Source organism: Lentilactobacillus kefiri (assembly GCF_007989105.1).
Classification (GTDB): Bacteria; Bacillota; Bacilli; order Lactobacillales; family Lactobacillaceae; genus Lentilactobacillus; species Lentilactobacillus kefiri.
Genome location: NZ_BJVK01000032.1, coordinates 1 through 21969, shown reverse-complemented (window position 1 = coordinate 21969; position 21969 = coordinate 1). Strand labels below are relative to the sequence as shown.

Annotated in this window: 21 protein-coding genes; 10 read left to right on the top strand and 11 right to left on the bottom strand. The window is 42.2% G+C overall.

Going from position 1 to position 21969, the window contains the following annotated elements:
• Positions 1-24 precede the first annotated feature (24 nt).
• The 3 genes from LKE01_RS09470 to LKE01_RS09460 form a co-directional block, all read right to left on the bottom strand.
• Positions 25-510 carry a GNAT family N-acetyltransferase gene (locus LKE01_RS09470; protein WP_054769568.1) on the bottom strand — a complete coding sequence of 162 codons (486 nt, stop codon included), beginning with the start codon at positions 508-510 and terminating at the stop codon, positions 25-27.
• A gap of 45 nt (positions 511-555) precedes the next feature.
• A complete protein-coding gene (locus LKE01_RS09465) occupies positions 556-1914 on the bottom strand; it encodes a uracil-xanthine permease family protein (RefSeq protein WP_056982733.1) in 1359 nt (452 codons plus the stop codon).
• Between the two features lie 196 nt (positions 1915-2110).
• Positions 2111-2566 carry a GNAT family N-acetyltransferase gene (locus LKE01_RS09460; RefSeq protein WP_056982735.1) on the bottom strand — a complete coding sequence of 152 codons (456 nt, stop codon included), beginning with the start codon at positions 2564-2566 and terminating at the stop codon, positions 2111-2113.
• 103 nt (positions 2567-2669) lie between these two features.
• Here LKE01_RS09460 and LKE01_RS09455 point away from each other — a divergent pair, with 103 nt between their 5' ends.
• The 8 genes from LKE01_RS09455 to LKE01_RS09420 all read left to right on the top strand — a co-directional run bounded on the left by LKE01_RS09455 (position 2670) and on the right by LKE01_RS09420 (position 10848).
• Positions 2670-3284 (top strand): hypothetical protein, encoded by a 615-nt coding sequence (locus LKE01_RS09455; protein WP_054769567.1) that lies wholly within the window; start codon positions 2670-2672, stop codon positions 3282-3284.
• 63 nt (positions 3285-3347) lie between these two features.
• Positions 3348-3857: a YbhB/YbcL family Raf kinase inhibitor-like protein gene (locus LKE01_RS09450; RefSeq protein ID WP_056982737.1), complete on the top strand. Its 510-nt coding sequence runs from the start codon at positions 3348-3350 to the stop codon at positions 3855-3857.
• Between the two features lie 98 nt (positions 3858-3955).
• A complete protein-coding gene (locus LKE01_RS09445; RefSeq protein WP_054769565.1) occupies positions 3956-4441 on the top strand; it encodes a universal stress protein in 486 nt (161 codons plus the stop codon).
• Positions 4442-4570: 129 nt separating this feature from the next.
• Positions 4571-6184, top strand: a complete 1614-nt coding sequence (locus tag LKE01_RS09440) for an FAD-dependent oxidoreductase (RefSeq protein ID WP_056982739.1) — start codon at positions 4571-4573, stop codon at positions 6182-6184.
• A gap of 105 nt (positions 6185-6289) precedes the next feature.
• On the top strand, positions 6290-6856 hold the full coding sequence (locus tag LKE01_RS09435) for a hypothetical protein (protein WP_056982741.1): 567 nt from the start codon (positions 6290-6292) through the stop codon (positions 6854-6856).
• Positions 6857-7062: 206 nt separating this feature from the next.
• Entirely contained in the window at positions 7063-8346 is a 1284-nt protein-coding gene (locus LKE01_RS09430; RefSeq protein ID WP_056982743.1) for a GW dipeptide domain-containing protein, read from the top strand.
• 183 nt (positions 8347-8529) lie between these two features.
• Positions 8530-10140 (top strand): APC family permease, encoded by a 1611-nt coding sequence (locus LKE01_RS09425; RefSeq protein WP_056982745.1) that lies wholly within the window; start codon positions 8530-8532, stop codon positions 10138-10140.
• A gap of 192 nt (positions 10141-10332) precedes the next feature.
• Entirely contained in the window at positions 10333-10848 is a 516-nt protein-coding gene (locus LKE01_RS09420; protein WP_082619759.1) for a TM2 domain-containing protein, read from the top strand.
• A 134-nt stretch (positions 10849-10982) separates the two neighbouring features.
• On the opposite strand, the gene LKE01_RS09415 is transcribed toward LKE01_RS09420, so the two are convergent.
• From LKE01_RS09415 to LKE01_RS09395, 5 genes are all read right to left on the bottom strand, one after another.
• Complete coding sequence (locus LKE01_RS09415) at positions 10983-11744, bottom strand: sulfite exporter TauE/SafE family protein (RefSeq protein ID WP_056982747.1); 762 nt, start codon at positions 11742-11744, stop codon at positions 10983-10985.
• Positions 11745-11898: 154 nt separating this feature from the next.
• Positions 11899-12699 carry an energy-coupling factor ABC transporter ATP-binding protein gene (locus tag LKE01_RS09410; protein ID WP_054769560.1) on the bottom strand — a complete coding sequence of 267 codons (801 nt, stop codon included), beginning with the start codon at positions 12697-12699 and terminating at the stop codon, positions 11899-11901.
• Positions 12686-13522, bottom strand: a complete 837-nt coding sequence (locus LKE01_RS09405) for an ABC transporter ATP-binding protein (RefSeq protein WP_054769559.1) — start codon at positions 13520-13522, stop codon at positions 12686-12688. The genes LKE01_RS09410 and LKE01_RS09405 overlap by 14 nt, the downstream gene beginning before the upstream one ends.
• On the bottom strand, positions 13495-14289 hold the full coding sequence (locus LKE01_RS09400; RefSeq protein ID WP_054769558.1) for an energy-coupling factor transporter transmembrane component T: 795 nt from the start codon (positions 14287-14289) through the stop codon (positions 13495-13497). Before LKE01_RS09400 ends, LKE01_RS09405 begins: the two co-directional genes overlap by 28 nt.
• Complete coding sequence (locus tag LKE01_RS09395; protein ID WP_054769557.1) at positions 14289-14891, bottom strand: hypothetical protein; 603 nt, start codon at positions 14889-14891, stop codon at positions 14289-14291. Before LKE01_RS09395 ends, LKE01_RS09400 begins: the two co-directional genes overlap by 1 nt.
• A 259-nt stretch (positions 14892-15150) precedes the next feature.
• Between LKE01_RS09395 and LKE01_RS09390 the strand changes: the two genes are divergently transcribed.
• Positions 15151-15984, top strand: coding sequence for a C40 family peptidase (locus tag LKE01_RS09390; RefSeq protein ID WP_054769556.1), 834 nt, complete (start codon positions 15151-15153; stop codon positions 15982-15984).
• 57 nt (positions 15985-16041) lie between these two features.
• Here the strand turns inward: LKE01_RS09390 and LKE01_RS09385 are convergent, their stop codons facing one another.
• Both LKE01_RS09385 and recQ read right to left on the bottom strand, forming a co-directional pair.
• Positions 16042-17493 (bottom strand): MFS transporter, encoded by a 1452-nt coding sequence (locus LKE01_RS09385; protein WP_054769555.1) that lies wholly within the window; start codon positions 17491-17493, stop codon positions 16042-16044.
• A 135-nt stretch (positions 17494-17628) separates the two neighbouring features.
• Positions 17629-19404: a DNA helicase RecQ gene (recQ, locus tag LKE01_RS09380; RefSeq protein WP_056982749.1), complete on the bottom strand. Its 1776-nt coding sequence runs from the start codon at positions 19402-19404 to the stop codon at positions 17629-17631.
• Positions 19405-19548: 144 nt separating this feature from the next.
• On the opposite strand from recQ, the gene LKE01_RS09375 reads away from it, so the two are divergent.
• Positions 19549-20823 (top strand): DUF389 domain-containing protein, encoded by a 1275-nt coding sequence (locus LKE01_RS09375; protein ID WP_056982751.1) that lies wholly within the window; start codon positions 19549-19551, stop codon positions 20821-20823.
• 82 nt (positions 20824-20905) lie between these two features.
• On the opposite strand, the gene LKE01_RS09370 is transcribed toward LKE01_RS09375, so the two are convergent.
• Complete coding sequence (locus LKE01_RS09370) at positions 20906-21781, bottom strand: tyrosine-protein phosphatase (protein WP_225364696.1); 876 nt, start codon at positions 21779-21781, stop codon at positions 20906-20908.
• Positions 21782-21969: the final 188 nt, after the last annotated feature.

Genomic DNA, 21969 nt, shown 5'->3' with positions numbered 1-21969 from the left:
TCTTCAAGCTCTTTAATTATGAAGTTACTCAAATTTTAATTCTAAATACTCTGCCCCATCTAAAGGATTGAAGCGATATGGATCGATCGGCTTAAAACCAGCGGCATGGTAAATCTTCAAAGCCCCTTTCATGGACTTCAAAGTATCTAATCGAATGGCTTTATATCCCAAGTCTTCCGCACTGGCAATAATTCGAGCAACCAGTTCTTGCCCGATTCCCAATTTTCGGAAATCGTCTCGAACGTACAAACGTTTCATTTCAGCAATTTCCGGTTCAAATTCATGCACCGCAACGGCACCTGCTAGTTGTGAATCAACATAGGCTAATATGAGATCGCCCTTTGGCTTGTTATACCGAGTGTCCAAATCATTTAACTCATCAGAGAAATCTTGAAAGCTTAAGTCAAATCCCAATGATTTCGAGTATTCGATAAACACGTTTTTGGCAGCTTCGAAGTCCGTTGCTGTACTTGCATGCTTATAGTCAACCTGTTGTTCTGCTTGTTGCATATCGCTATCCCTCCTGACAATTAGGGGCACTCTACATAATTTTAATTATTTGTGCAAACGACGTTGATGGAGCAAACGCTGCTTTTCTTCTTCAGCAGCCTTGGCAGCCAACTTTCGTTCATGTTCACGTTCACTGGCAGCCTTTTGTGGGAGAACCAGATTCAAGACAATTCCGATAATTGTAGCGAAAGCCAAACCGGTAAATTGGAACTTGCCAAGTTGAAGATAAGCATTACCAACACCAATGACCATGACGGTTGAAGCAATCATCAAGTTACGCTTCAATCCCATATCAACTTTATTTTCAACCATAACTTGAATACCAGCGGTGGCAATCGTTCCAAACAACAGGAAGCTGATTCCGCCAATAACCGGCATTGGCATCTGCATGATCAACACATTCAACTTGTTAACAAAGGCGAATAAGATAGCAAACATCGCAGCACCCATCAGAACATAAACACTGTGAATCTTGGTAATTGCCATAACACCGATATTTTCACCGTAACTAGTCATCGCAGGCGCACCAACTAAACCAGCAAACAATGAAGCGGCACCATCACCGGCTAATGTCCGGTTCAAGCCGGGATCCTTGAAGAAGTCTCGACCAGTCAATTCATCAAGCACCATAATATGACCCATGTGCTCAGTCATCGTAACGAAGGCAATTGGCGTGATAGCCAAGATAGCCGCCCAATCGATATGGAATTTATAATCAATTCCAGGAATATCAAATGCTGGAATCTTGAACCAAGGCGCACTGGCAATTGCGTTGAGATCAACAATCCCACAAAATACTGAAATCACGTAGCCGCAAACAATGGCCAAAAGAACCGGAATCAGGCCAATGAAGCCTTTAAATAACATGTTAAAAATAATAGCTAAGAATAATGTTGCCAACGCAATAACAAAGTATAACAGACTGTATTTACCATTTTTCATCATGGCATCCTGAGCGGCGCTTCCAGCCAATGAAAGTCCGATAACCATGACGATTGGCCCAACAACAATTGGCGGTAAAATATGATCCACCCAGCTGGATCCAATTCCCCAAATAATACCGGCCACAATCATGTACACAATTCCGACACCGATAACACCTTGAGCGATTCCAGGATAACCGGTGGTCTTCATCAACGCCAACATTGGTGTGATAAAGGCAAAACTTGATCCCATGTATGCTGGAATTTTACGCTGGGTAATCATGATATGTAACAGCGTACCAACACCAGATGCGAACAGCGCAATACTTGGACTTAATCCAACTAATAATGGAACAATAACTGTGGAACCAAACATTGAAAACATATGCTGCAGTGATAATCCAACCCATGGAAGAAACTTGGGCATGTCGTGAATATCAAGAATCGCACGATCATCATGAAATTCATTCTTATCTGCCATAAATATTTGCCACCCTCAAAATTATTTGAATCTTTCAAGCTCCTGAAGGCACAAAAAATGCCCACCCCGCATATAGTAAGGTAGACACCAATTCGAGCATTGCTCGTTTAATATCGTCCTCTTACCAGCCTCACGGGACCAGAGTTAAAGATTCATTCGTTGCTTTAATTATAATATACCGTTGAAGCTTGTCAATCTAATCTTTGATTGGCATCTCCATATCAATATGGGGAATGCCGTCTTCAAGATAGACATCACTGACATTTTTTAGCCCAAAGGATTTGTAGAAACTGTTCAAGTATTCCTGGCCTGCCAAAACAATTTTGGTCGCGTCCGGCATCAGCTTGGGAATCTGATCCAAAGCTTCCTGAACCAGCTTGCGTCCCAGTCCCCCGCCACGATTATTGGGATTTACAACCACCCGGCCGATCCGGGCAACTGTCCGGTTATCTTCGGGAATAATCCTCGCATAGGCTGCCAAATTACCATCCGCATCAGTGAACATCAAATGATAGGAAATCAAGTCGTCATCGTCGACCTCTTGGTAATAGCACTTTTGCTCAACGATAAAAACAGCGACTCTTAATTTATAAATGTTGAATAATTCTGTAGTTGTTAATTCTGAAAACTTTTTGATTGCGACTTTACTCATATTGGCCATCCTTTAATGTTTAAAAAAACAAGATTTCTGCTATCTGTTATAATATATTCAACTAGATTAACATGCAATATTAGAATCTAAATGAGGTATTAATTTGAATAAGCATGACGATGAACCACAATATAAAAAGTATGACTTCAATTCAGAGGAAACCAGGCGCCAGCAACACAAGAAACAATACAGCGGCTGGTGGTTTGCCCTGCTGATTTTAGTGATTGGGATTGCTTTGGCCCTTGGTATCAATTGGATGGTCAGTTCCAATAACCATAAGCAGAGTAGCTCCAACAGCTCAATCAGTAAAACGATCAACAAGTCCGAAAAAGAAATTACCGGAAAAGCTCAAAAGGGTCCTCTAACCAATAAGATCGAAAAGAATCGGGTCAAGGCTTTCAGCAGCAAGGTTCAAAGCGCCCAGGCCGGTGGTTTGACTCCTAAAGAACGCCAACAACTCCAACAGCAGATTAACCAGGAACAAAACAAATCGGTTAAATCTCAGGAACAGGATGTGTTGAACAGCGTTAAGAGCAGCAAGCCTTCAAAGCCGCAAAAAACACCTGATCAATTTTCAAGCAACCATACTTTTGCTTCCATTCAAGATGCCAAAAATTGGGCAAATGCTACCAAGCAGCAATGGTTGAAAGCCGGTTATGTCAACTACACGATTACTTCAAACGGACAAGGGTATTACGTTTTGCGATTTATTAAATAATTGCATTCATATTATTTTATTCTTGCAATAAAAGACATATCATGGAATTGAGGAGGGATGAGTATGGACATTCAAGTACCACTGAAAAAAGGGTTGTTAGCAGACAAATATAGCCGACACGCTGGCAAAGCAGACATGCTTGGTGGCGAGCCAATCGTGTCATTCCCCATTCAAATTAACAATGTTCCAAAAGATGCCAAGTCTTTGGCACTCACGTTATTAGACTGGGATGCTGTTCCAGTCAGCGGGTTTCCATGGATTCACTGGACAGCAGCCAATATTGCCCCTGATGTTAAAGAAATTCCTGAAAATAACAGCCAGCAGTTAAGGATTCCAATGATTCAAGGCCGTAACAGTACGGCTGGCGGATTGATTGGCAATCAAGATCAGACCACTGCCTGGCACTATAATGGACCAAATCCACCTGACAAAGTTCATAATTATCACCTATCCATGTTTGCGTTGGATGAAAAACTGCCTTTAAAAGATGGCTTCTGGTTAAATGAACTCCAGGACGCAATGCGTGGTCATATCCTTGCAACAGCTGAATTTATTATTCCAAGTAAGCCTTAATTTTCCGAAAACGATTTCTTCTTTTCAGTTTTTAGGCGTTATGACGAAGAATAATTAGTGATATAATGAACTTAAATTAATTTGTGGGAGGTTTCTTTATGGAATCCAATTATAAAACCATCTTAGTTCCAGTGGACGGATCCAATCAATCAGAAGATGCATTGGCTAAAGGTGCACAATTTGCCAAAAATAATGATGCTCATCTCGATGTTCTTCATGTTTTGAGCACTCAACAATACGGATACAATTACGGTGGAATGGTTGACGGCGACGTCATCAATAACCTTGTTGAAGATACCACCGACTACCTCAATAAATTGGTTGATAAAATTAAAAAGGAATCTGGTCTTGAAGATATTTCAATCCATATTCGTTTTGGTAATCCCAAGACCGTTATCTCAATGGAATTCCCAAGAGACCACAAATCCGACTTAATTATTATTGGTGCAACCGGTATGAGTCGTCTTCAACGAGTTCTTGAAGGATCTGTTTCATCATTCGTTGATCGAAACGCCAAATGTGACGTTATGGTTATTCGTACCAACACTAAAAACAAACCGTATATTCCATTTCCAAAAGACTAGTGAGATTTGAGCATTCAGAGATGAATGCTTTTTTTGTGATCAAAAAGGCCCTTTTATTGACGTTGACTGCCAACCATGTATGATTAAATTAGTATATGTAAGCGCTGTATTTGGAGAGGAGATTGAACTATGAAAGTACTTGTTATCGGTGGTATTGCCGGTGGTCCTTCCTTTGCAACCAGGCTGCGACGAATTAACGAAGATGCTGAAATCATCATTTTAGAACGGGGTGCTGCAATCTCTGTTGCCAGCTGTGCCCTGCCCTACTATCTTGGTGGTTTAATCAAGAATCGTTCAGCAGTCATTGAAAGAACCCCGGAGATATTGAAGCAAAAGAATAATATTGATGTGCGGTTATTCAATGAAGTAACGAAAATTAATTCAGATGCCAAAACCGTTGAAGTCCATGATTTGCAGAAAGATGAAACCTATACAGAAAATTACGACAAACTGATCATTGCTACTGGCGCGAGTCCAACAGTTCCTGAGATTCCAGGAATCCATGACGCAGACAACGCCTTCGTATTACGGGCTGTGACCGATGCCGACAAGATTAAATCATTTCTCGATACCAAACACCCAAAGCACGTCACTGTCCTTGGGGCGGGATCAATCGGTATCGAAGTATCCGAGGCATTCGTTGAAAACAACATGGATGTTACCATCGTCGAACAATCAGGCCACGTGGCTTCTCCATTTGATCCTGAGATTACCGACATTGTTGGCCAAGAGCTCAAAAAGCAAGGTGTCCATGTCATCCTCAACGAGAGCGTAAAGGAAGTTCAAGATAATGGTCACACCTTGTTCTTCGATGACGGTACCATCCATAAAACCGACATGCTGTTCTTGGGCACCGGAGTTAAACCTAACAGTGAAATTGCGCAGGCAGCTGGGATTAAGCTGTCAGCCGACCAACACATTATTGTTGATAAGCATCTAAAAACCAATATCAACGACATTTATGCTATCGGGGACGTGATTGAAACAACCAGTGTCATCACTGGCAAGCCGGTTCCAAGTTTGCTTTCAAGTGCTGCAAATAGGCAGGGACATTTACTGGCCGACATTTTGAATGGGAGTCCATTGGAATACAAAGGCTTCATCGGTGCCGGGGTTTCGAAATTTTTCGATCTCACTGCAAGCTTTGTCGGATTTACTGAGCAAATGCTCCAACAAATCGGGATTACCAACTATAAAACTGTGTTTATCACCCCATTTGACCGAGCATACTTCTATCCAAACGCGGACCGGGTCAATTTTAAGCTAATATATGAAGATAAAACCGGTAAAATTCTTGGCGGACAAGCGGTTGGTCGAAACGGTATTGATAAACGGATTGCCGAATTATCCGTCGCTATCACTGGGAATTTGTCGGCATTTGATTTGCCATCTCTTGAAATCCCTTATTCACCACCATATTCGTCAACCCGTGATGTGTTGAATATTGCCGGCTACGTTGCAATTAATCAGATGACAAATAAGTCCGCGACGATCAAGTTAGCAGATATTCCAAAAGAAGATATGCAGAATGCGGTATTCCTGGATATCCGAGAAGCCGGCAAACCAGCAACCGGTTCAATCAAGCCAACCTTAAACATTCCGCTGACCGAATTACGTGATCGGATCAACGAGATTCCGAAAAACAAGAAAGTCTACATTACATTCCGAAAAGGACTTGGTCCTTATAACGCAAGCCGAGTATTGGCCGGTAAAGGAATTAAAGCAATCATGATTGAAGAATAATATCAAAGCAGTGAAAAAGGAGATTTTTTGGACAATTTGTTCATTTAATCCCCTTTTTATTGAACTTCAAAGTATAATGTATATTGAGGACGGGAGTGTGATGATATGCCACGAAAATTGAGGCCAAACGCAGCTATCAAGAAAGTATTGAAAATTTATCAAAAGAATTTCATGAAAAATCAATTTACAACACCTCAAAATGATGCCTTGCACCTTATTTTCAACCTTGGTTACACAGTGAGCCCCGATGTAAACGAGAGTTCATATGGTTATGTTAAAGTTGTCAATATGGATACCGGAAAGTCACTGGTTTTAACAAACTTGAGCGGTAATAAAGCGTTGCTTGACGGTGGAACGACGATTATTTCTGAACCGGATTTGGATCTGAATACATTCGACTATGTCGACTATTTGAATTCCAAGGGAGATAATCCAGATTACCTGGCACCATCTGTTGCCAACTTAAAGATGCTTCGGAATCGTCTGAATCAGTTAAATGCCGACTTTGATCGTTTGAAAAAGCTTCGTAACGATTACCAAGAACGACTGACAGATATTGATTCGGAATATAATCAGAAGGTCAGCTCCTTCATCGCAATTGTTAACCAGGTTGAACGCATGTCTAATAAAATAACTGAGGAAGAAGATCCTAATGATTCCTCGACCAAATAATAAGCAGGAATTTTTCCTGCTTTTTTATTTTATCATTCTGGGAGTGCTTTTGGTACATATTTTCATAACAAGGCGTATTATGTTAAACTTATTATCCTTTTCTAATGTGTTTCTAACTGTTTTTACCCCATATTTTAATATTTGTCCCATAAACTCATCTTTGTTGCATAAAACTTGCAAACATATTTTTGGGAGGGACATATTTTATGAAAATTTCACGTATTGCACTCGCATCATTGATTTCCTTTGGTGTATTTGGAGGAGCCGGCTTAAACGCTTCTGCAAGTCATCACCGAGGTTATCACAAAGTTCTCTGGAACAAGCCTATGGCACACAAACAGGTCGCATTGAAAAATGGCAAGGGAATTATTTGGAACAAACCATTTAAAACGGCTAAGAATGCCAAGATTAAATACCGTATTTCACATGGTAAGAGTCTTGCATTGACGACTCTTCGTCACATGAAGGTCAAAGGTGGGAGCATTTATTACTTTGTTAAAGCCGGTAAGTTCAGTGGCTGGATTAACAAGAAGAGTGTTAAGTTGGTTAAAAAGACCACAGTGAAAACTGTGACTGAACCAACTCGCACAACAATCCCTGCTCCTACTACCCAAGCACCACAAACTACCAATTCATCTGGGGCACAAGCATCATCAGCAACTTCCAGCAACAACGGAAGTGGAACTGCAACAGGTAGCGTACCAGAACCTTACAAGACCGATGGCTATGGAACTGTCACTAAAACCGAAGATGGCAAGTTACCGGTAGACTACAACAATCCTTTCAGTACATATGCTGAAGGAACATTGAAGGATGATACTTGGATTTATCACCATCGATATAATGGCAAAAGGGTATATGACCGTAAGGTTGGCTTTCCACTGAAAAAAGGCGCAAAAGTAACAGTTGCTTTGAACACCCCGCATAGCAATCGAAAGACCCTTTTAATTAAATCAGAAACACCAGATGGCACTCATTATGGATATGTAAAACGATCTGAAGTAGATTTTGGAACCGGGAACACTAGTAATCAGGCCGCTAACACTACAACTCCTAGTCCTACTTCTACTTCTACTCCAACTCCTGTAGCACCAGACCCAATGAATTACGCCATCACACCACTTGACGTAATGTTAGCTGCAAACAAAAAACATACGTCTGTTCAACCTAGTGGAATTGATTCAGATGGGAAAGCGACTATTGTAACCTCCAATGATGCTGACAATTTTAGAGCAGGATATCAAGCCGCTCAAAACGGTGTTCAAAATACTATTAAAGATGGCGACACCCCATTGAAGGCAATGTTTAAAGCTGCTGATATGGGTGCAAGTGTTCAAGCTGGAAACGATAGTACATTTACAAAGACTGATGTTGCCAATTTCAATGCGGGATATCAAGCTGCTCAAACTGCTAATGCAACAGCTCAACCCCAAAATAGTCCCACTAGCAACACTGGCGACGTTGCACCTGCGTCAGGTGATAATTACTAGAAAATATTAAAGACATCCCCAAGCGGATGTCTTTTTTTCTGTCCGATCATTGCACATCCAAAATCCATTAAATTCCCGCAACCCCCTGTTCTGACAACCATAGCCCGGTGTACCGGGTTTTCATTCATTTGCAATCATTTCTATCTTTGTTAAACTAGTTGTCATTGCTAACAGGAGGTATACATGGATTCAAAAAACACAACAAAGATTGGACTTTTTCAACTCGTAATGCTGACACTGGGATCATTAATTGGCTCCGGCTGGCTTTTCGGTTCATGGGAAGCCACAAAAATTGCTGGTCCCGCAGCAATCATTTCTTGGGTAATTGGTGGGATTGTTATTGCCGCCATTGCTTATGACTACGTCGAAATTGGCGCTATGTTTCCAGAAGCTGGTGGAATGAGCCGTTATGCTCAGTATTCCCACGGTCCGCTTCTGGGATTCATCGCTTCTTGGGCTAACTGGATTTCATTAATTACGTTAATTCCCATTGAAGCAGTCGCAGCGGTTCAGTACATGAGTTCCTGGCCATGGGCTTGGGCTAACTGGACCCATTCATTCTTAAAGGGTGGCACGATTACAACATCAGGTCTGATGATCGTATTCATGTTCATCTTAGTGTTCACACTGTTAAACTTCTGGTCGGTCAAGCTATTGACCAGCTTTACCAGTTTAATTTCAATTTTAAAAATTGGGGTTCCTGCCCTTACAATTATCATGCTGACAGTTTCCGGGTTCTACCCGCAAAATTATGGCCATTCCATTCATGAATTTATGCCATACGGATCAGCACCTATTTTTGCCGCCACATCTGCAGCCGGAATCATTTTCTCGTTTAACGCGTTCCAGACTGTGATTAATATGGGGAGTGAAATTAAAAAGTCTCGGAAAAACATTGGCCGGGGAATCTTCATTTCACTTCTGATAAGTGGTGTCATTTACATTTTGCTTCAAAGTACCTACATTACTGCCATGAAGCCAGCCACCCTTGCCGCAACCGGCTGGAGTGGATTTGACTTCAACTCACCATTTGCTGACTTGGCAATTATGTTGGGTATCCGCTGGCTTTCTGTGATGTTGTATATGGACGCCTTCGTTTCCCCGGTTGGAACCGGTGTTTCATTTGCCGCCTCAACTGGTCGGGCACTTTACGCCATGGAAAGCAATCAGCATATTCCAAGCTTTATTGGTAAAATCAACCAAAAGTACGGGATCCCACGGGTGGCAATGATCGTCAACCTGGTATTAAGCATGCTGATGGTTTCAATTTTCAGATCATGGTCAACATTGGCAACCGTCATTTCCACTTCAACACTGATTGCCTACCTAACTGGGCCAGTCACCGCCGTTGCCTTCCGTAAAATGGCGCCTAACTTCAAGCGTCCGGTGAAGTTAAAGAATCTTGGATGGATGGCACCCCTCTCATTTGTTCTAGCCTCTTTGGCCATTTATTGGGCAATGTGGCCAACAACTATCGAAGTGATTCTGGTTATCCTAATTGGTTTGCCATTTTACTTCTATTATGAGTATCGGGCCGGTTACGTTGATACCCGAAAAGCGTTCTATTCCAGTATGTGGATGATTGTTTATTTGATATTCATCTCCGCAATGTCTTATCTCGGAAGTGAACAATTCAACGGAATCAACTGGATCCATTATCCATGGGACTTCGTTGTCATTTCACTTGCATCCCTCGTCTTTTATTACTGGGGAATCAAGACAGCGCACGTCTTCCCTGATTTCTATCAGGCTAAGGAATTAAACGATACCGTCATAATGGATGACGATGATTAAATAACAAATCACTTATGGAGCTAACAAAAACTGTTAGCTCTTTTTTCTTACGGCCGCATAGTTACTTACTATTAGATATTAGTAAAAATATCATTAGGATTCATTGTTTAAGCTTAACAAAAAAGGTATAATTTTAGCTGTTATCAATTTTTAGTATTAAAGGACTAATTTATGACTATCTGGAGGATATATATGGATGCTAACTATTTGAAAAGTGAATTAAGTGATCAGGAATTAATGTTAGTTAATTCTGAAGTCGAAAAGAATTCTAAAAATGCTGTAGTTGCTTATTTACTATGGTGGTTTACAGGTTTCATGGGCGGACACCGTTACTATTTTGGTAAAACAGGTTCTGCTATTGCAATGACATTAATCTTTTGGTTATTAATATGGGCTCTTGGCCTTGGTGCATTAATAACAGGGATTTGGGCATTGGTTGACGTATTTCAAATCCATAACTGGATAAACGATGACAAACATTCACAAGAAAATAGTGCAATTCAACAAATTATGTTACGTAGACAACTTCGCAATAATTCAAACAATAATAATTCAAACATCAATAATTCTACGAATACTACTGCACAAAACACTACCGTACAAAGCCAAAATGAGACAGCAAATACGGAAATTCATCAAAGTCCTGAAGATGCTACAAATCTTCAAGAGTCTCCAACCATTTCAGAAGATAACTCAAACACAAAATAACTCAAAGTTAAATTTATTGATAACAGTAACAGGCCGACAACTGCAAACGCAGCTGTCGGCCTTTTGAGCATAAGTGGTTCTGTGCCCCTGCCAAGGTAGTTTTATAATACCGCAATACTGGCAGGATTACCAAATCAATCGAGAAATTCCCACACAGTCTTAATAAAGAAGATCACCAAAACAATGATAATGATTGGTCGGGCAATAGCACTACCAAATTTTTTATAATATGACGCGCCAAGAAAGTTACCAACAATGCTAAACACGCCGGCTGTTAATCCCAATAGGATCATCACCTTATCGTTCATCAAGAATACAGCTAAAGCCGTCACGTTGGTGGTTAAATTAATCACCTTGGTATTTCCGGCGGCCAAGTTGATTGGCAGGTGGGCAATCCCAACCAGAGTCAGAATTAGAAATGTCCCCGTTCCGGGCCCATAAAAGCCATCCCAGACACCCAATGAAACTGAAATCAGCAGAGTTGCGACAAATTGTGACAAGCTCAATTTTGCCGAATCGGCTAATTTCGTATTCAGAGCATGTCGATTCAACAGCAAATACAAAGCCGTCAGCGGCAGCACCACCAGCAAAATAATCCGAAAATAATACTCAGTAATATGTAATGCTAAATTTGCACCCAATGATGAACCAATAATTGCGGCAATCACTGAGAAAAATGCCAGTTTGACCCGAATATAGCCACTCCGGGCGAACTCCAACGTGGCAATCGTCGTCCCCATTGCAGAAGAAAGCTTGTTGGTTCCAACGGCAAAATGCGCTGGAATTCCAGCCATCAAATAGGCAGGTAATGAAATCAAACCCCCACCGCCACCAATGGCATCCACAAATCCCGCCAAAAATACCAAAGGACAAACAATTAAGAATTCTGTCAGCATATCGCCATCTCTTTTCAATTAAATCATGCCTTTAATCATACCGCTAAATCAGCTCCTCGGAAATACAATTTGGGCCAGAAATTAAAAGCCACCATTTTATTGCTTCCAATTGGCGTTCATAATGCCTTTAATCAGGAAGCCTAAAATGGTGGTTTTACATATTCTGATGTTTAACTTGATAATCTTCAGGTGATAAATAAGTCTTGGGATCACCCAGCATCTGGGTCAGCGCCATTATCTTAGGAGGCAATAAGCCGACCCTTTGAACCAAATCACGGTCCCCGAACAATTCTCTTGGCGCACCCGTAAACTTGATTCGTCCATGTTCCATGACCGCTACAGAACTAAATTCTGCCGCTACCCAATCCATATCATGGGTAATTGTGATGACTTGATGGCCATCAGCTGACAATTCATGAAAAATATCAGTCAGCATCTGTTTGCTGGGCCAATCCAGTGACATCATAGGTTCATCAAACAAGTAGACTGCCGGATCAACTGCCAAGACAGTGGCAACCGTCAGCAGCTTTCTCTCAGATAAAGAAAGATCGTAAGGATTTTCCTCTGCTTTCTCAGTCAAGCCAACCTTCTCCAACACCTGATCTGCTCGCTGAGAATTAATGGCCTTATCGGAACTAATTTGAGACAAGCTCCACTCAACTTCACGCTTAACGGTCGCATTAAACAACTGATCATCAGGATTCTGGAAGGTAATTCCAATCGTTTTTAAACGGTCAGCCGGTTTTAGTTCCCCCAACTCGGTTCCGTTAACTTTGATCGTACCGGTGGTTGCTTTCAACAGCCCAGTCAATAATTTAAAGATTGTCGACTTTCCGGCTCCATTTTGACCAACGATGGCGGCCATCGAATCAGCAAATACTTGGTTTTCAACCGCCAAATTGAATGACTTTTCTGGATAAGAAAACTGCAAGTGATGAAGTTCAATTTTGGGCATCAAATGCCTCCTTTAGCTCTGCAGAAGTCACCGGATACCGATTGTCATCCAATCGCCAGTTCATTCGTTGAGCCAACTGATACGCAGTCGGTTCAGGAATTCGCCATTGAGCTGATAAATGGTTGAAAACTTTCTCCGGTGATCCGTGAACAATCAGCTCACCATCTTTGAGAATCCAAATTGAATCAGCTACCTCGCATAAATCGTCAATTTCACTGCTGACAATGAACACCGTCGTATCTTGAACGGTATCCAACCAACCGAAAAACTGTTTTCGACCAACCGGATCCATTTCACTGGTTGGATCATCCATGATCAAAATTTTAGGCTGAGTCACAATTGCGGTTCCGATGGCTAATCGTTGCATTTGCCCACCGGATAAGCTCTCCGGTGATTGACCGAGTTGAGCAGTCAACCCCATTTGGGCAGCAACATTTGCCACGCGTTTATTGATAAAGCTTGCCGGCAATCCTTGATTGACCAAATCAAACGCTAGTTCATCGGCAACCGTATCTGCCAAGCCGCTTAATTGGCCTGCTGGATTTTGCAGAACCACGCCAGTGCTCGCATTGAATGCCTGCCAATCATCTTTGGGTGAATATCCCAACAGGTTACACGTGCCATCAATCTCTGCTGAAATGATATTGGGAATCACACCACCCAATACTCGACAAAGCGTCGACTTGCCGGAATGACTATTCCCAATGATACCGATGATTTTACCGGCGGTAACTGTGGCATTCACGTGTTTCAATTGAAAATCGTCGGCACCACGGTATCGAACGTTGATGTCTTTTAGAATAATCCGTTTATCTTCGTCCATAATTTCCATCCTATCAAAATAACCGCAATAATCGTCAAACCATAATGTCCAACTGAGGCCAACCGATAATGATTGTTACCCTTCAACGCTTTTCGCTTCGGGTTATCAAATCCCCGCAACTGCAATGAAATTGAGCGGGTCATCGACTGGTCAAGTGTCTTAATAACCAGAGGAATCAACACAGGAAGAACCGATCTCAACTTTTGAATGAACGTTTTTTGTGGGTTAGTCCCTCGAACACGTTGGGCCTGCTGAATTTTTCGCATATTGGCCATAATCTCAGGCAAAATATAGCACACCGACATCAGCACATAGACCGTCTTATACGAAAGACCGGACTGCTCCAAGTATTTGGCATTTTCAGAAATTGTCGTTGTGACCATGAAAAAGCCACTTGCCAAAATAATCACCAAGACCCTGGAACCCAAAATTGTCGCATACAGCAAGCCTTCCTTGTAAAAGTGAATGCCAATAATTGAGAATAGGACTGTCTGATTTTGACTGTAGAACAGCCCTTGAATGACCAGCATGGTAAAGATCAAAAATAAACTGAATCCCAATGCTTTGAACGTAGTGGAACTGACTTTTGAAAATAATAGCAATACCAACGCCATGGCAATCAGTCCACCTTCGATTACCAGGTTCGTACTGGCAAAACTCAGCAGTGCCATATCAAGAATAAACAACAATTTGGTCACGGGATCAATGGCGTTATACCACTTTGATTTGCCGACTGTCTCCCCCGTGAGCATGTTTTGATCAGTCATTACTTATCATCCCTAAAGAATCGCACCATCCGTTGCGGCAACTGACGATAAATGAAGAACGCCAGATATGCCACACAGACTTTATCAAGAATATCCAAAACAAACTCATCGGTAAATGATGCCAGCCATACTGGTGCATGATTGGCGACCATTAAGGCAAAGAGTGAATCACCCCAGGCAATCCCAGTCTGACCACCCCAGAAAATAACGTTGAGTGGCGTAGAAATAACTGCTGAAACGATGGCAATTATAATAGCTGAAATAAAGACTTTGCGAATCGATGAAAACCAGCCTTTGGCATGTAAAATACCAACCGCAATTCCGATACCAATACTGGTAATTGCATAGACCGTTGAAATTGGCGACAAAGTTAATCCATAAATAACATTGTTGATGAAACCACTGACGGCACCGGCAACTGGGCCCGCAAGCATACTTGCCAGAAAGGTTCCCAGTGATCCCAACCATACCGGGAGCTTCAGTCCTTCTGCCAGTGCTTTGGCCACATAGTTGATTCCAACGGCAGCCGGAATCAGCGTCATTGTTGCAGCAGACAGCTTAAATTTCCACATACTTGTTCGATTGATCGGTTCTGATTTCATAATCTTCTCCTTCAGATTCTTATTTGTCATAAAAGTAATTATTACTTTTAAGTAAAAGTATAAAATACTTTTACTTTGACTTGGCACTAATTGTACAATTTTGAGAACAAATGTCAAGAAGTGTTCATTTTTAAAGAAAGTCAAAAGAATCCCAATTTTTACTAAAGAAACCATAAGAACCCGCAGGAAAACGAACAGGCAATTCATTCTATGCTAATAATGTAATGAAATAGACCTATCACTTGGGGGGGGTAAAAATATGTTTCGCAAACATCGCAAACTGCTCATCATCACAGGTTCCATCTTTTTAGTCGCTATCATTGTCGGCATCTTCGTCAAATCGGTCATCGATCCAGACAGTACGCCGACTGTTGTATCCGAAGTCAAACAAGATGTCGCACCAAATAAAATATTTGAAAGTTATAAGTATCGTTATGACCTGCAAATCATCCATTCCAACGCAAAGCTATACTCCGCTCCCGCTGGTACCAAAGGAGCCAACTATTTGGGAACCGCGAAGACCAGACATTTGTCAGCCAATATTGTCGGCCAGAAACGTTGTGATCTTAACAACATGCGACGAGTTGGCTACATTGCTTTTAAACAGGCAGGTCATCAATATTGGATCAGCGCTCAAAACGTCAAGTTTCGAGATCTAAACAAGTTCAAAGGAACCAATCCAAAGATTGAAACTGCCATTAATGCCGGGCTAAAGCTGGTTGGTAAATCCAAGTATGATTATGGTGGCGGACGAAATTTAAGTGACATTAAGAATCACCATTTTGACTGCTCTTCATTCATCCGTTACTGTTACGGAAAAGCTGGCATTCGACTTGGACGAATGGATAATATCACAACCTACACGTTGGTGACCATGGGAAAACCGGTTAAATTTCAAGATATGAAACGTGGCGACATTTTCTTCTTCACGAACTCAAAAGGCCAAGTCAATTCACATGTCGCCCTTTATCTTGGAGACCATTTATTTCTTCACGACCATAATCAATCAGATACCGGAGGCGTTGGCATCTCCACTTTAAATGCGCCGGGATGGCTCAAAGAAACCAACGGGACTGTTCGAAGAATTGCCTAATATTGCCAAACAAAAAGCCGTCAAACCGACGACTTTTTTTGTACGTGAATATTTAATTTAAGCAGCCTTTTTTAACGCGGCTGAATTGGCTTTTCGCTTGGATTCCAAGTAACGTACGAGAACTAGAACCAATGCGATGGCAGAGATGATGGTTGCCGTCCAGAAGACATTGGCAAATGCGTGAACAAATCGAATTCCAACTGATGAACTGATTCGATTAACACCGGGCAGCTGGAAGAATAGCAACGATGAACCAAAGCTGATGCCAATTGTCATTCCCAGCGTCCGGGCAAATGAATTGAGTGATCCGGCAATTCCCGACAACCTTTTATCGACTAACCCCATCGTCAAGGCATTGTTTGGTGAGAGGAAGATGGCCATTCCAACACCGTTTAACACAATTGGCGGAATAATCTGCCACATATTAATGGCATTTGGGAAAAGTGCATACCCAACTTGTGAGATCATCAAGATCAACAGCCCAACAACGGTCATTAACTCCCGATTAATCCGATCGGCCAAGAAGCCGGCAAATGGCGTCGTGCACAGCATGGTGACGGATTGCAACATAATAATCAGCCCACTGTAAAAGGCACTCATTCCGTTATAACTTTGAAAGTAAAATGGCAGTAAAATATTTGATACTGAATTAACCAACATGACCAGCGCCAATGCTGTGATAGAAGTCATGAACCCTCGATTGTGAATGACTTCGGGCGCAATCCACGGCAGGTTGGCCTTGTCGTCTTGAACAAACGAATAAACTGTAATGGCTGCACCAACCAGGAAGAAAGCCAATCCGGTCAACAATTTAGAACGACCACTTTGAAAGAACGATCCACTCAGGAAGAAGATAATAATACCGAGGGTAAACAAATTTTGACCGGTCCAGTTGGCACCTTTGGTTACTTCACGAACTCGTGACCAGCTGGCTTTGGGAACTGGTAAGAATTTAAATCCTAACCAGAGAATAATGATTCCCAATGGCACGTTAATCCAATATATCCATCGCCAACTGGAAGATGAAATGATTAGCCCACCAATTCCTGGACCGGAGATTGCCCCAACCGAGATAAACATCGAAATCACAGCTAAGGCTTCAGCCCGCCGTTTATCAGGAAAATACTGGGTCACGATTCCCATTGAATTGGCCATAATCATTGCGGATCCAATTGCCTGAATCACCCGGCCAAATAAAATAATGACATAAATTGGCGCACCACCAGTGATTGCCGAGCCGACTAAAAAGGTGATGCCGCCGGCCAGGAACACAACGTTTTTGGATAAAATATCGCCAATGTGGCCGAACATGACCAGTAAGATGGCCGTCGTGATCAACCCAATTTGAACAATCCAAGTCGCCATACTACTGGAAACATTCATATCAATCGCAATTTTTGGAATTGCCAGGTTTGTACTGGATCCCGATAAAGCGGTAAGAAACGAGAACATCCCCAGGACAGCAATAATCGAAAAGTTTTTGCTCCGCTTTTGCACATCGTCAGCCATAATACCCCTCCTCTGGTTTCACTTCATTTATAACACGAATGGTCAACCCACTGGTGAGATTAAGCTTTAATAATATGCCAAAAAAGGTTCCCATATCGACTGTCCGATACTGGGAACCCTTTGCCACAAACGCAATTATGCTTTGACTTCTGCTTTTTGATTATCTTGATAATTTGAAATAGCGTCCAGGAACTGTTCACCGTACTTGGCGAGCTTGCTTTCACCGACACCCTTCACATCCAACATTTGAGAATCAGTGGTTGGCATCACAGCGCTCATCTCATGGAGTGTCTTATCTGAGAAAATGACGAATGGTGGAACGCCCTGCTTTTCAGCCAATTCTCGTCTTAACTGACGAAGGCTTTCAAATAAGTCATCATTTTCTGACAATGCCTTGGTAGCCTTAATGGAAATCTTCCGGGAAACCTTTTCCTTTCCCTGTAAAACATCGGCTCCCAAAGTCGTCACTCTGAGGATTGGGAATTGGCCACCGCTGGCAGCTAAATAACCAGTGGCAGTCAAATAATCAATCAAGCCGACAACATCTTTTTGATGCATCCCTTTCATAATCCCATACGTTGAAAGTTCATTAAATCGAAGCTGCTTCACCTTTTGAACCTTGGATCCGGTCAGAACCTGAGCAACCAGGCTCTTGCCAAATCGTTCTTTCATCCTCAAAACACAGGACAAAACCTTTTGTGTATCCACGGTAATGTCCTGCGATTCTCTGGTATCAAGGCAATTACTGCAGCGACCACAAGTTGGTCCCTCGTCACCAAAATATTCAAGAATAAACTGCTGCAGACACTGCTGGGTATTCGCATACTGCGTCATAATCTGGAGCTTTTTGTATGCCCGCTGCTTGCTTTCATCGTCTCGTTCAGACTGATCAATGAAGAAATGCTGAGTTTGAACATCTTTTAATTTAAATAATAAGATTGCTTCGCTGGGAAGACCATCCCGGCCGGCACGACCGGCTTCCTGATAATATTCTTCCAAGCTGCCGGGAACGGCGTCATGAATCACAAAGCGCACGTTGCTCTTATCAATCCCCATTCCAAAGGCATTGGTGGCAACCATAACCAAGGCCCGATCATACAGAAAGTCATCCTGACTTTTACGGCGCTGGTCTTTGGTCATCCCGCCATGATACTTGGCAACGGAAAATTTATGTTTCTTGAGTAATTTGGTCAATCGCTCAACTTTCTTGCGAGTGCTGGCATAGATAATGCCGGACTCACCGGAGTTCAGCTTCAAGTAGTCCAAAATGTATTTGTCGCTGTCCTGACCCTTAACAACCTTAAATGCCAAGTTGTCACGTTCAAAACCGGTTTTAACCTCATCTTGAATGTCCAGCCGCTGCTTGATATCATCGGCCACCTGTGGCGTAGCGGTCGCTGTCAACGCCACAATTGTTGGCTTGGTCGGTAGTTGATGCAGTCGTTCGGTCAAAGCCAAATAGCTTGGCCGAAAATCGTGGCCCCACTGAGAAATACAATGCGCTTCGTCAACGGCTACCAAATCAATCGGCAGGCTGGCAAGTCTTGAAAAGGCACCGGAATCCAGTCGTTCAGGGGAAACGTATAACAGTTTGACTTCCCCGTTGCGAGCTTGGGCAAACCGTTCATCCATTTCGTCAAAATCCAGACTGCTGTTGATAAAGGTTGCCGGGATACCAGTTTCATTTAAACCGTCCACCTGATCCTTCATCAATGCAATCAATGGCGAAACAACCAGTGTCAAGCCATCTTCTAGCATTGCCGGAATTTGATAACAAAGTGATTTACCACCACCGGTCGGCATAATGGTCAACACATTCTTATGGGCCATGATGTCGTCAATAACAGCCTGCTGTCCCGGGCGAAAGCTGTCGTATCCAAATTTAGTTTTTAGAAGTTCTTGGGGCGTCATCTAGTCAATCCTCTTTTTTGAAATAGTCACATCATACAGTATACGGAAATTATCGGTCCGTGTCTGCCCCGGACTTCAAAGATTTAAATAATCATCAAGTGTGATATTCTAAAACCAGAATATCACATGAGGGAGATGATTGTAATGGAACAACTTTCAACGGGGATCCTAGGTCAAAATGTCAGGAAGGGGCTCAACTTTACCTGGTCAACCCAGGCTATTTTGTTCTGTGCCATTATTATTGCCTGTGTTGGTTTAAATGTCGATTCACCACCAATCGTCATTGGGGCAATGCTGATATCACCATTAATGGCACCAGTTGTTGGGATTGGTTATGGAGTGGGGAATCGTGACCCAAAGATTCTCGCCCGGTCAACCCGCCTGCTTTTAATTCAAGTGACCGTTGCCGTCGTGGGAGCGACAATCTATTTCTTCATCTCACCTTTAAACGCAACCAGTGCCCAACTGCTGGCCAGAACCGAGCCAACACTTTGGGATGTCTTGATTGCAATTGTCGGTGGATTTGCCGGTGTCATCAGCTCTGCGAAAAAGGATGGCGGCAACATCGTCCCCGGCGTTGCAATTGCGACAGCTTTAATGCCACCACTATGTACAGTCGGCTATGGAATCAGCCATTTAAATTCGACATTTATTTTGGGTGCCGGTTATCTTTTTTTAATCAACGTCTTTTTCATCGCGCTATCAACCGCTATCGGAACTATTTTCTTTCGGGTTCGAAGCGGCGAAAAGTTGAATGTCCCTTTTAAGCAGCGAATGTTAATCTTGGTTATCTCGATCATCATTATCATCCCCAGCTCAATTTCAGCTTATTCAATCGTCCATAAATCATACATTGATACGGAGTTATCGGAGTTTATTGACGCCAAGATGGGTGATCAATACATCGCCAAGCAGTCAATATCTGGAAAACAAATTGACTTGTCAGTGATTGGAAGACGACTCAATGATCAAGAAATCGAAAATCTCAACAAATCTTTGAAAGATTACCACTTGGGCGACTATCAATTAAACCTCAAGCAATTAACTAAGGGTAATTACATCACGCCAAAAGAATTTCAAAGTTATATCAAGCAAACTGGTGAAAAAGATGCGATTCAGGGAAATACCTCTTCAACAGATACCGACTCCTCTAGTGCCGGTTTAACCAATACCAGCACCGATAGTCAGTCAAAGAAGCTTCAAGTGATTCAAACCGGACTAAGTGACAAATATGCCAAACTCATTGCCAATATTTACATTGGCAAAGTAAAGGATCAATCAAATACTTCCAAAGAAGTAATGATGATTGCTTTAACGAAAAAGGGTCAAAACAGCCGGTCCAAGATTGAAAATTCGGCAGCCAAATTGGCTAAGGAACAAAAAATTAATCCGGTGGTACAATTTATGAATCTCAACTAATCAGGCTACAGAAAAAAGCCCATCTTTACCAGAATTGATAAAGATGGGCTTTTTGCGTGAGGTGGGGGTTAAAACATGTGGGCTATTTCTCTAAATATTTATTTTGTAGTTTGGTTAAATCAGCTTGGGTTAAGCCAAGTCCCTTTTCAAGGAACCCTTTCATTGAACCATAATGGGTCTCAGCCTCCTTATAAGCTTCATCCAAATAGGCTTTTTCAACAATCAAACCGTAGTAGTTCTTTTTAATTGTCGCTTTGCTTGCACCCTTCTTTCGGAGTTCGGCCAATGCCTGGTCATTGGTTTGCTTTCGGTATTTATTGGACAACAGGTAATCTTTATAAATGGTTGATTTGTTAACACCCAGGGCGGTCATGATCAAAGCGGTGCCGAATCCTGCCCGATCCTTACCGGCACTGCAATGCCATCGAACCGCTTTGTTGCTTGGCACTGTTAAGAGTTCATGGAATAATACTTTGTAAGCATGGCGTCCCTGGGTTGAATCAACGAAGTACTTGTAGTAATCGATCATCCCAGTTTGGCCATTGGCAATCTTATCGTTTTCTTTGGATTCAGCATCCGAAACAACCGGGTTGGCAATGTATTTAACACCGCTCATTCGTTTGTCCGGCGCTTCCTTCATTTCAGCGGGGGTTCTCAAGTCAACATCAACAGCTACATGATGCTCTTTGGTCAAAATGGCTTCATCATTTGAAGTCAGCGTGTTCAGCTTTGCGGAACGAATCAGCATATTCGGCTTAATCACTTTACCGGATTCAGTTTTGTAGCCACCTAAATCTCGGACGTTTACCGCGCCAGCCAATTTAATCTGTGAACCGGGTACAACCTCGGTGGTCTTGGCAGCTGCAGTTGCAACCGGTGAAAAATTATGCGATGCAACGGGTGCCCCAACGGAAAATAAACCTAAAGTAACGGCAATCAATGCAATTTGCTTTTTCAAGATTGTTTCCTCCAATACCCTTTTCTATGATACGGCTACATCATAAAACGGCCTTGTAAAGTTACCGTGAAGGAAATGTAAAAGTTTTGTTCACATGCAAATATTTGTTAATGATGATCAAACAGTCAGCTGCAAAAAAGTGCCAGCCTCAAATATTGCTTGAGACTGACACTTCTCGGTATTTAATA

What these genes read in the sequence shown, in the direction of transcription:
- LKE01_RS09470 (WP_054769568.1), bottom strand. Translation starts at nt 510, where the DNA reads ATGCAACAAGCAGAACAACAGGTTGACTATAAGCATGCAAGTACAGCA.
- LKE01_RS09465 (WP_056982733.1), bottom strand. Translation starts at nt 1,914, where the DNA reads ATGGCAGATAAGAATGAATTTCATGATGATCGTGCGATTCTTGATATT.
- LKE01_RS09460 (WP_056982735.1), bottom strand. Translation starts at nt 2,566, where the DNA reads ATGAGTAAAGTCGCAATCAAAAAGTTTTCAGAATTAACAACTACAGAA.
- LKE01_RS09450 (WP_056982737.1), top strand. Translation starts at nt 3,348, where the DNA reads ATGGACATTCAAGTACCACTGAAAAAAGGGTTGTTAGCAGACAAATAT.
- LKE01_RS09445 (WP_054769565.1), top strand. Translation starts at nt 3,956, where the DNA reads ATGGAATCCAATTATAAAACCATCTTAGTTCCAGTGGACGGATCCAAT.
- LKE01_RS09440 (WP_056982739.1), top strand. Translation starts at nt 4,571, where the DNA reads ATGAAAGTACTTGTTATCGGTGGTATTGCCGGTGGTCCTTCCTTTGCA.
- LKE01_RS09435 (WP_056982741.1), top strand. Translation starts at nt 6,290, where the DNA reads ATGCCACGAAAATTGAGGCCAAACGCAGCTATCAAGAAAGTATTGAAA.
- LKE01_RS09430 (WP_056982743.1), top strand. Translation starts at nt 7,063, where the DNA reads ATGAAAATTTCACGTATTGCACTCGCATCATTGATTTCCTTTGGTGTA.
- LKE01_RS09425 (WP_056982745.1), top strand. Translation starts at nt 8,530, where the DNA reads ATGGATTCAAAAAACACAACAAAGATTGGACTTTTTCAACTCGTAATG.
- LKE01_RS09420 (WP_082619759.1), top strand. Translation starts at nt 10,333, where the DNA reads ATGGATGCTAACTATTTGAAAAGTGAATTAAGTGATCAGGAATTAATG.
- LKE01_RS09415 (WP_056982747.1), bottom strand. Translation starts at nt 11,744, where the DNA reads ATGCTGACAGAATTCTTAATTGTTTGTCCTTTGGTATTTTTGGCGGGA.
- LKE01_RS09410 (WP_054769560.1), bottom strand. Translation starts at nt 12,699, where the DNA reads ATGCCCAAAATTGAACTTCATCACTTGCAGTTTTCTTATCCAGAAAAG.
- LKE01_RS09405 (WP_054769559.1), bottom strand. Translation starts at nt 13,522, where the DNA reads ATGGACGAAGATAAACGGATTATTCTAAAAGACATCAACGTTCGATAC.
- LKE01_RS09400 (WP_054769558.1), bottom strand. Translation starts at nt 14,289, where the DNA reads ATGACTGATCAAAACATGCTCACGGGGGAGACAGTCGGCAAATCAAAG.
- LKE01_RS09395 (WP_054769557.1), bottom strand. Translation starts at nt 14,891, where the DNA reads ATGAAATCAGAACCGATCAATCGAACAAGTATGTGGAAATTTAAGCTG.
- LKE01_RS09390 (WP_054769556.1), top strand. Translation starts at nt 15,151, where the DNA reads ATGTTTCGCAAACATCGCAAACTGCTCATCATCACAGGTTCCATCTTT.
- LKE01_RS09385 (WP_054769555.1), bottom strand. Translation starts at nt 17,493, where the DNA reads ATGGCTGACGATGTGCAAAAGCGGAGCAAAAACTTTTCGATTATTGCT.
- recQ (WP_056982749.1), bottom strand. Translation starts at nt 19,404, where the DNA reads ATGACGCCCCAAGAACTTCTAAAAACTAAATTTGGATACGACAGCTTT.
- LKE01_RS09375 (WP_056982751.1), top strand. Translation starts at nt 19,549, where the DNA reads ATGGAACAACTTTCAACGGGGATCCTAGGTCAAAATGTCAGGAAGGGG.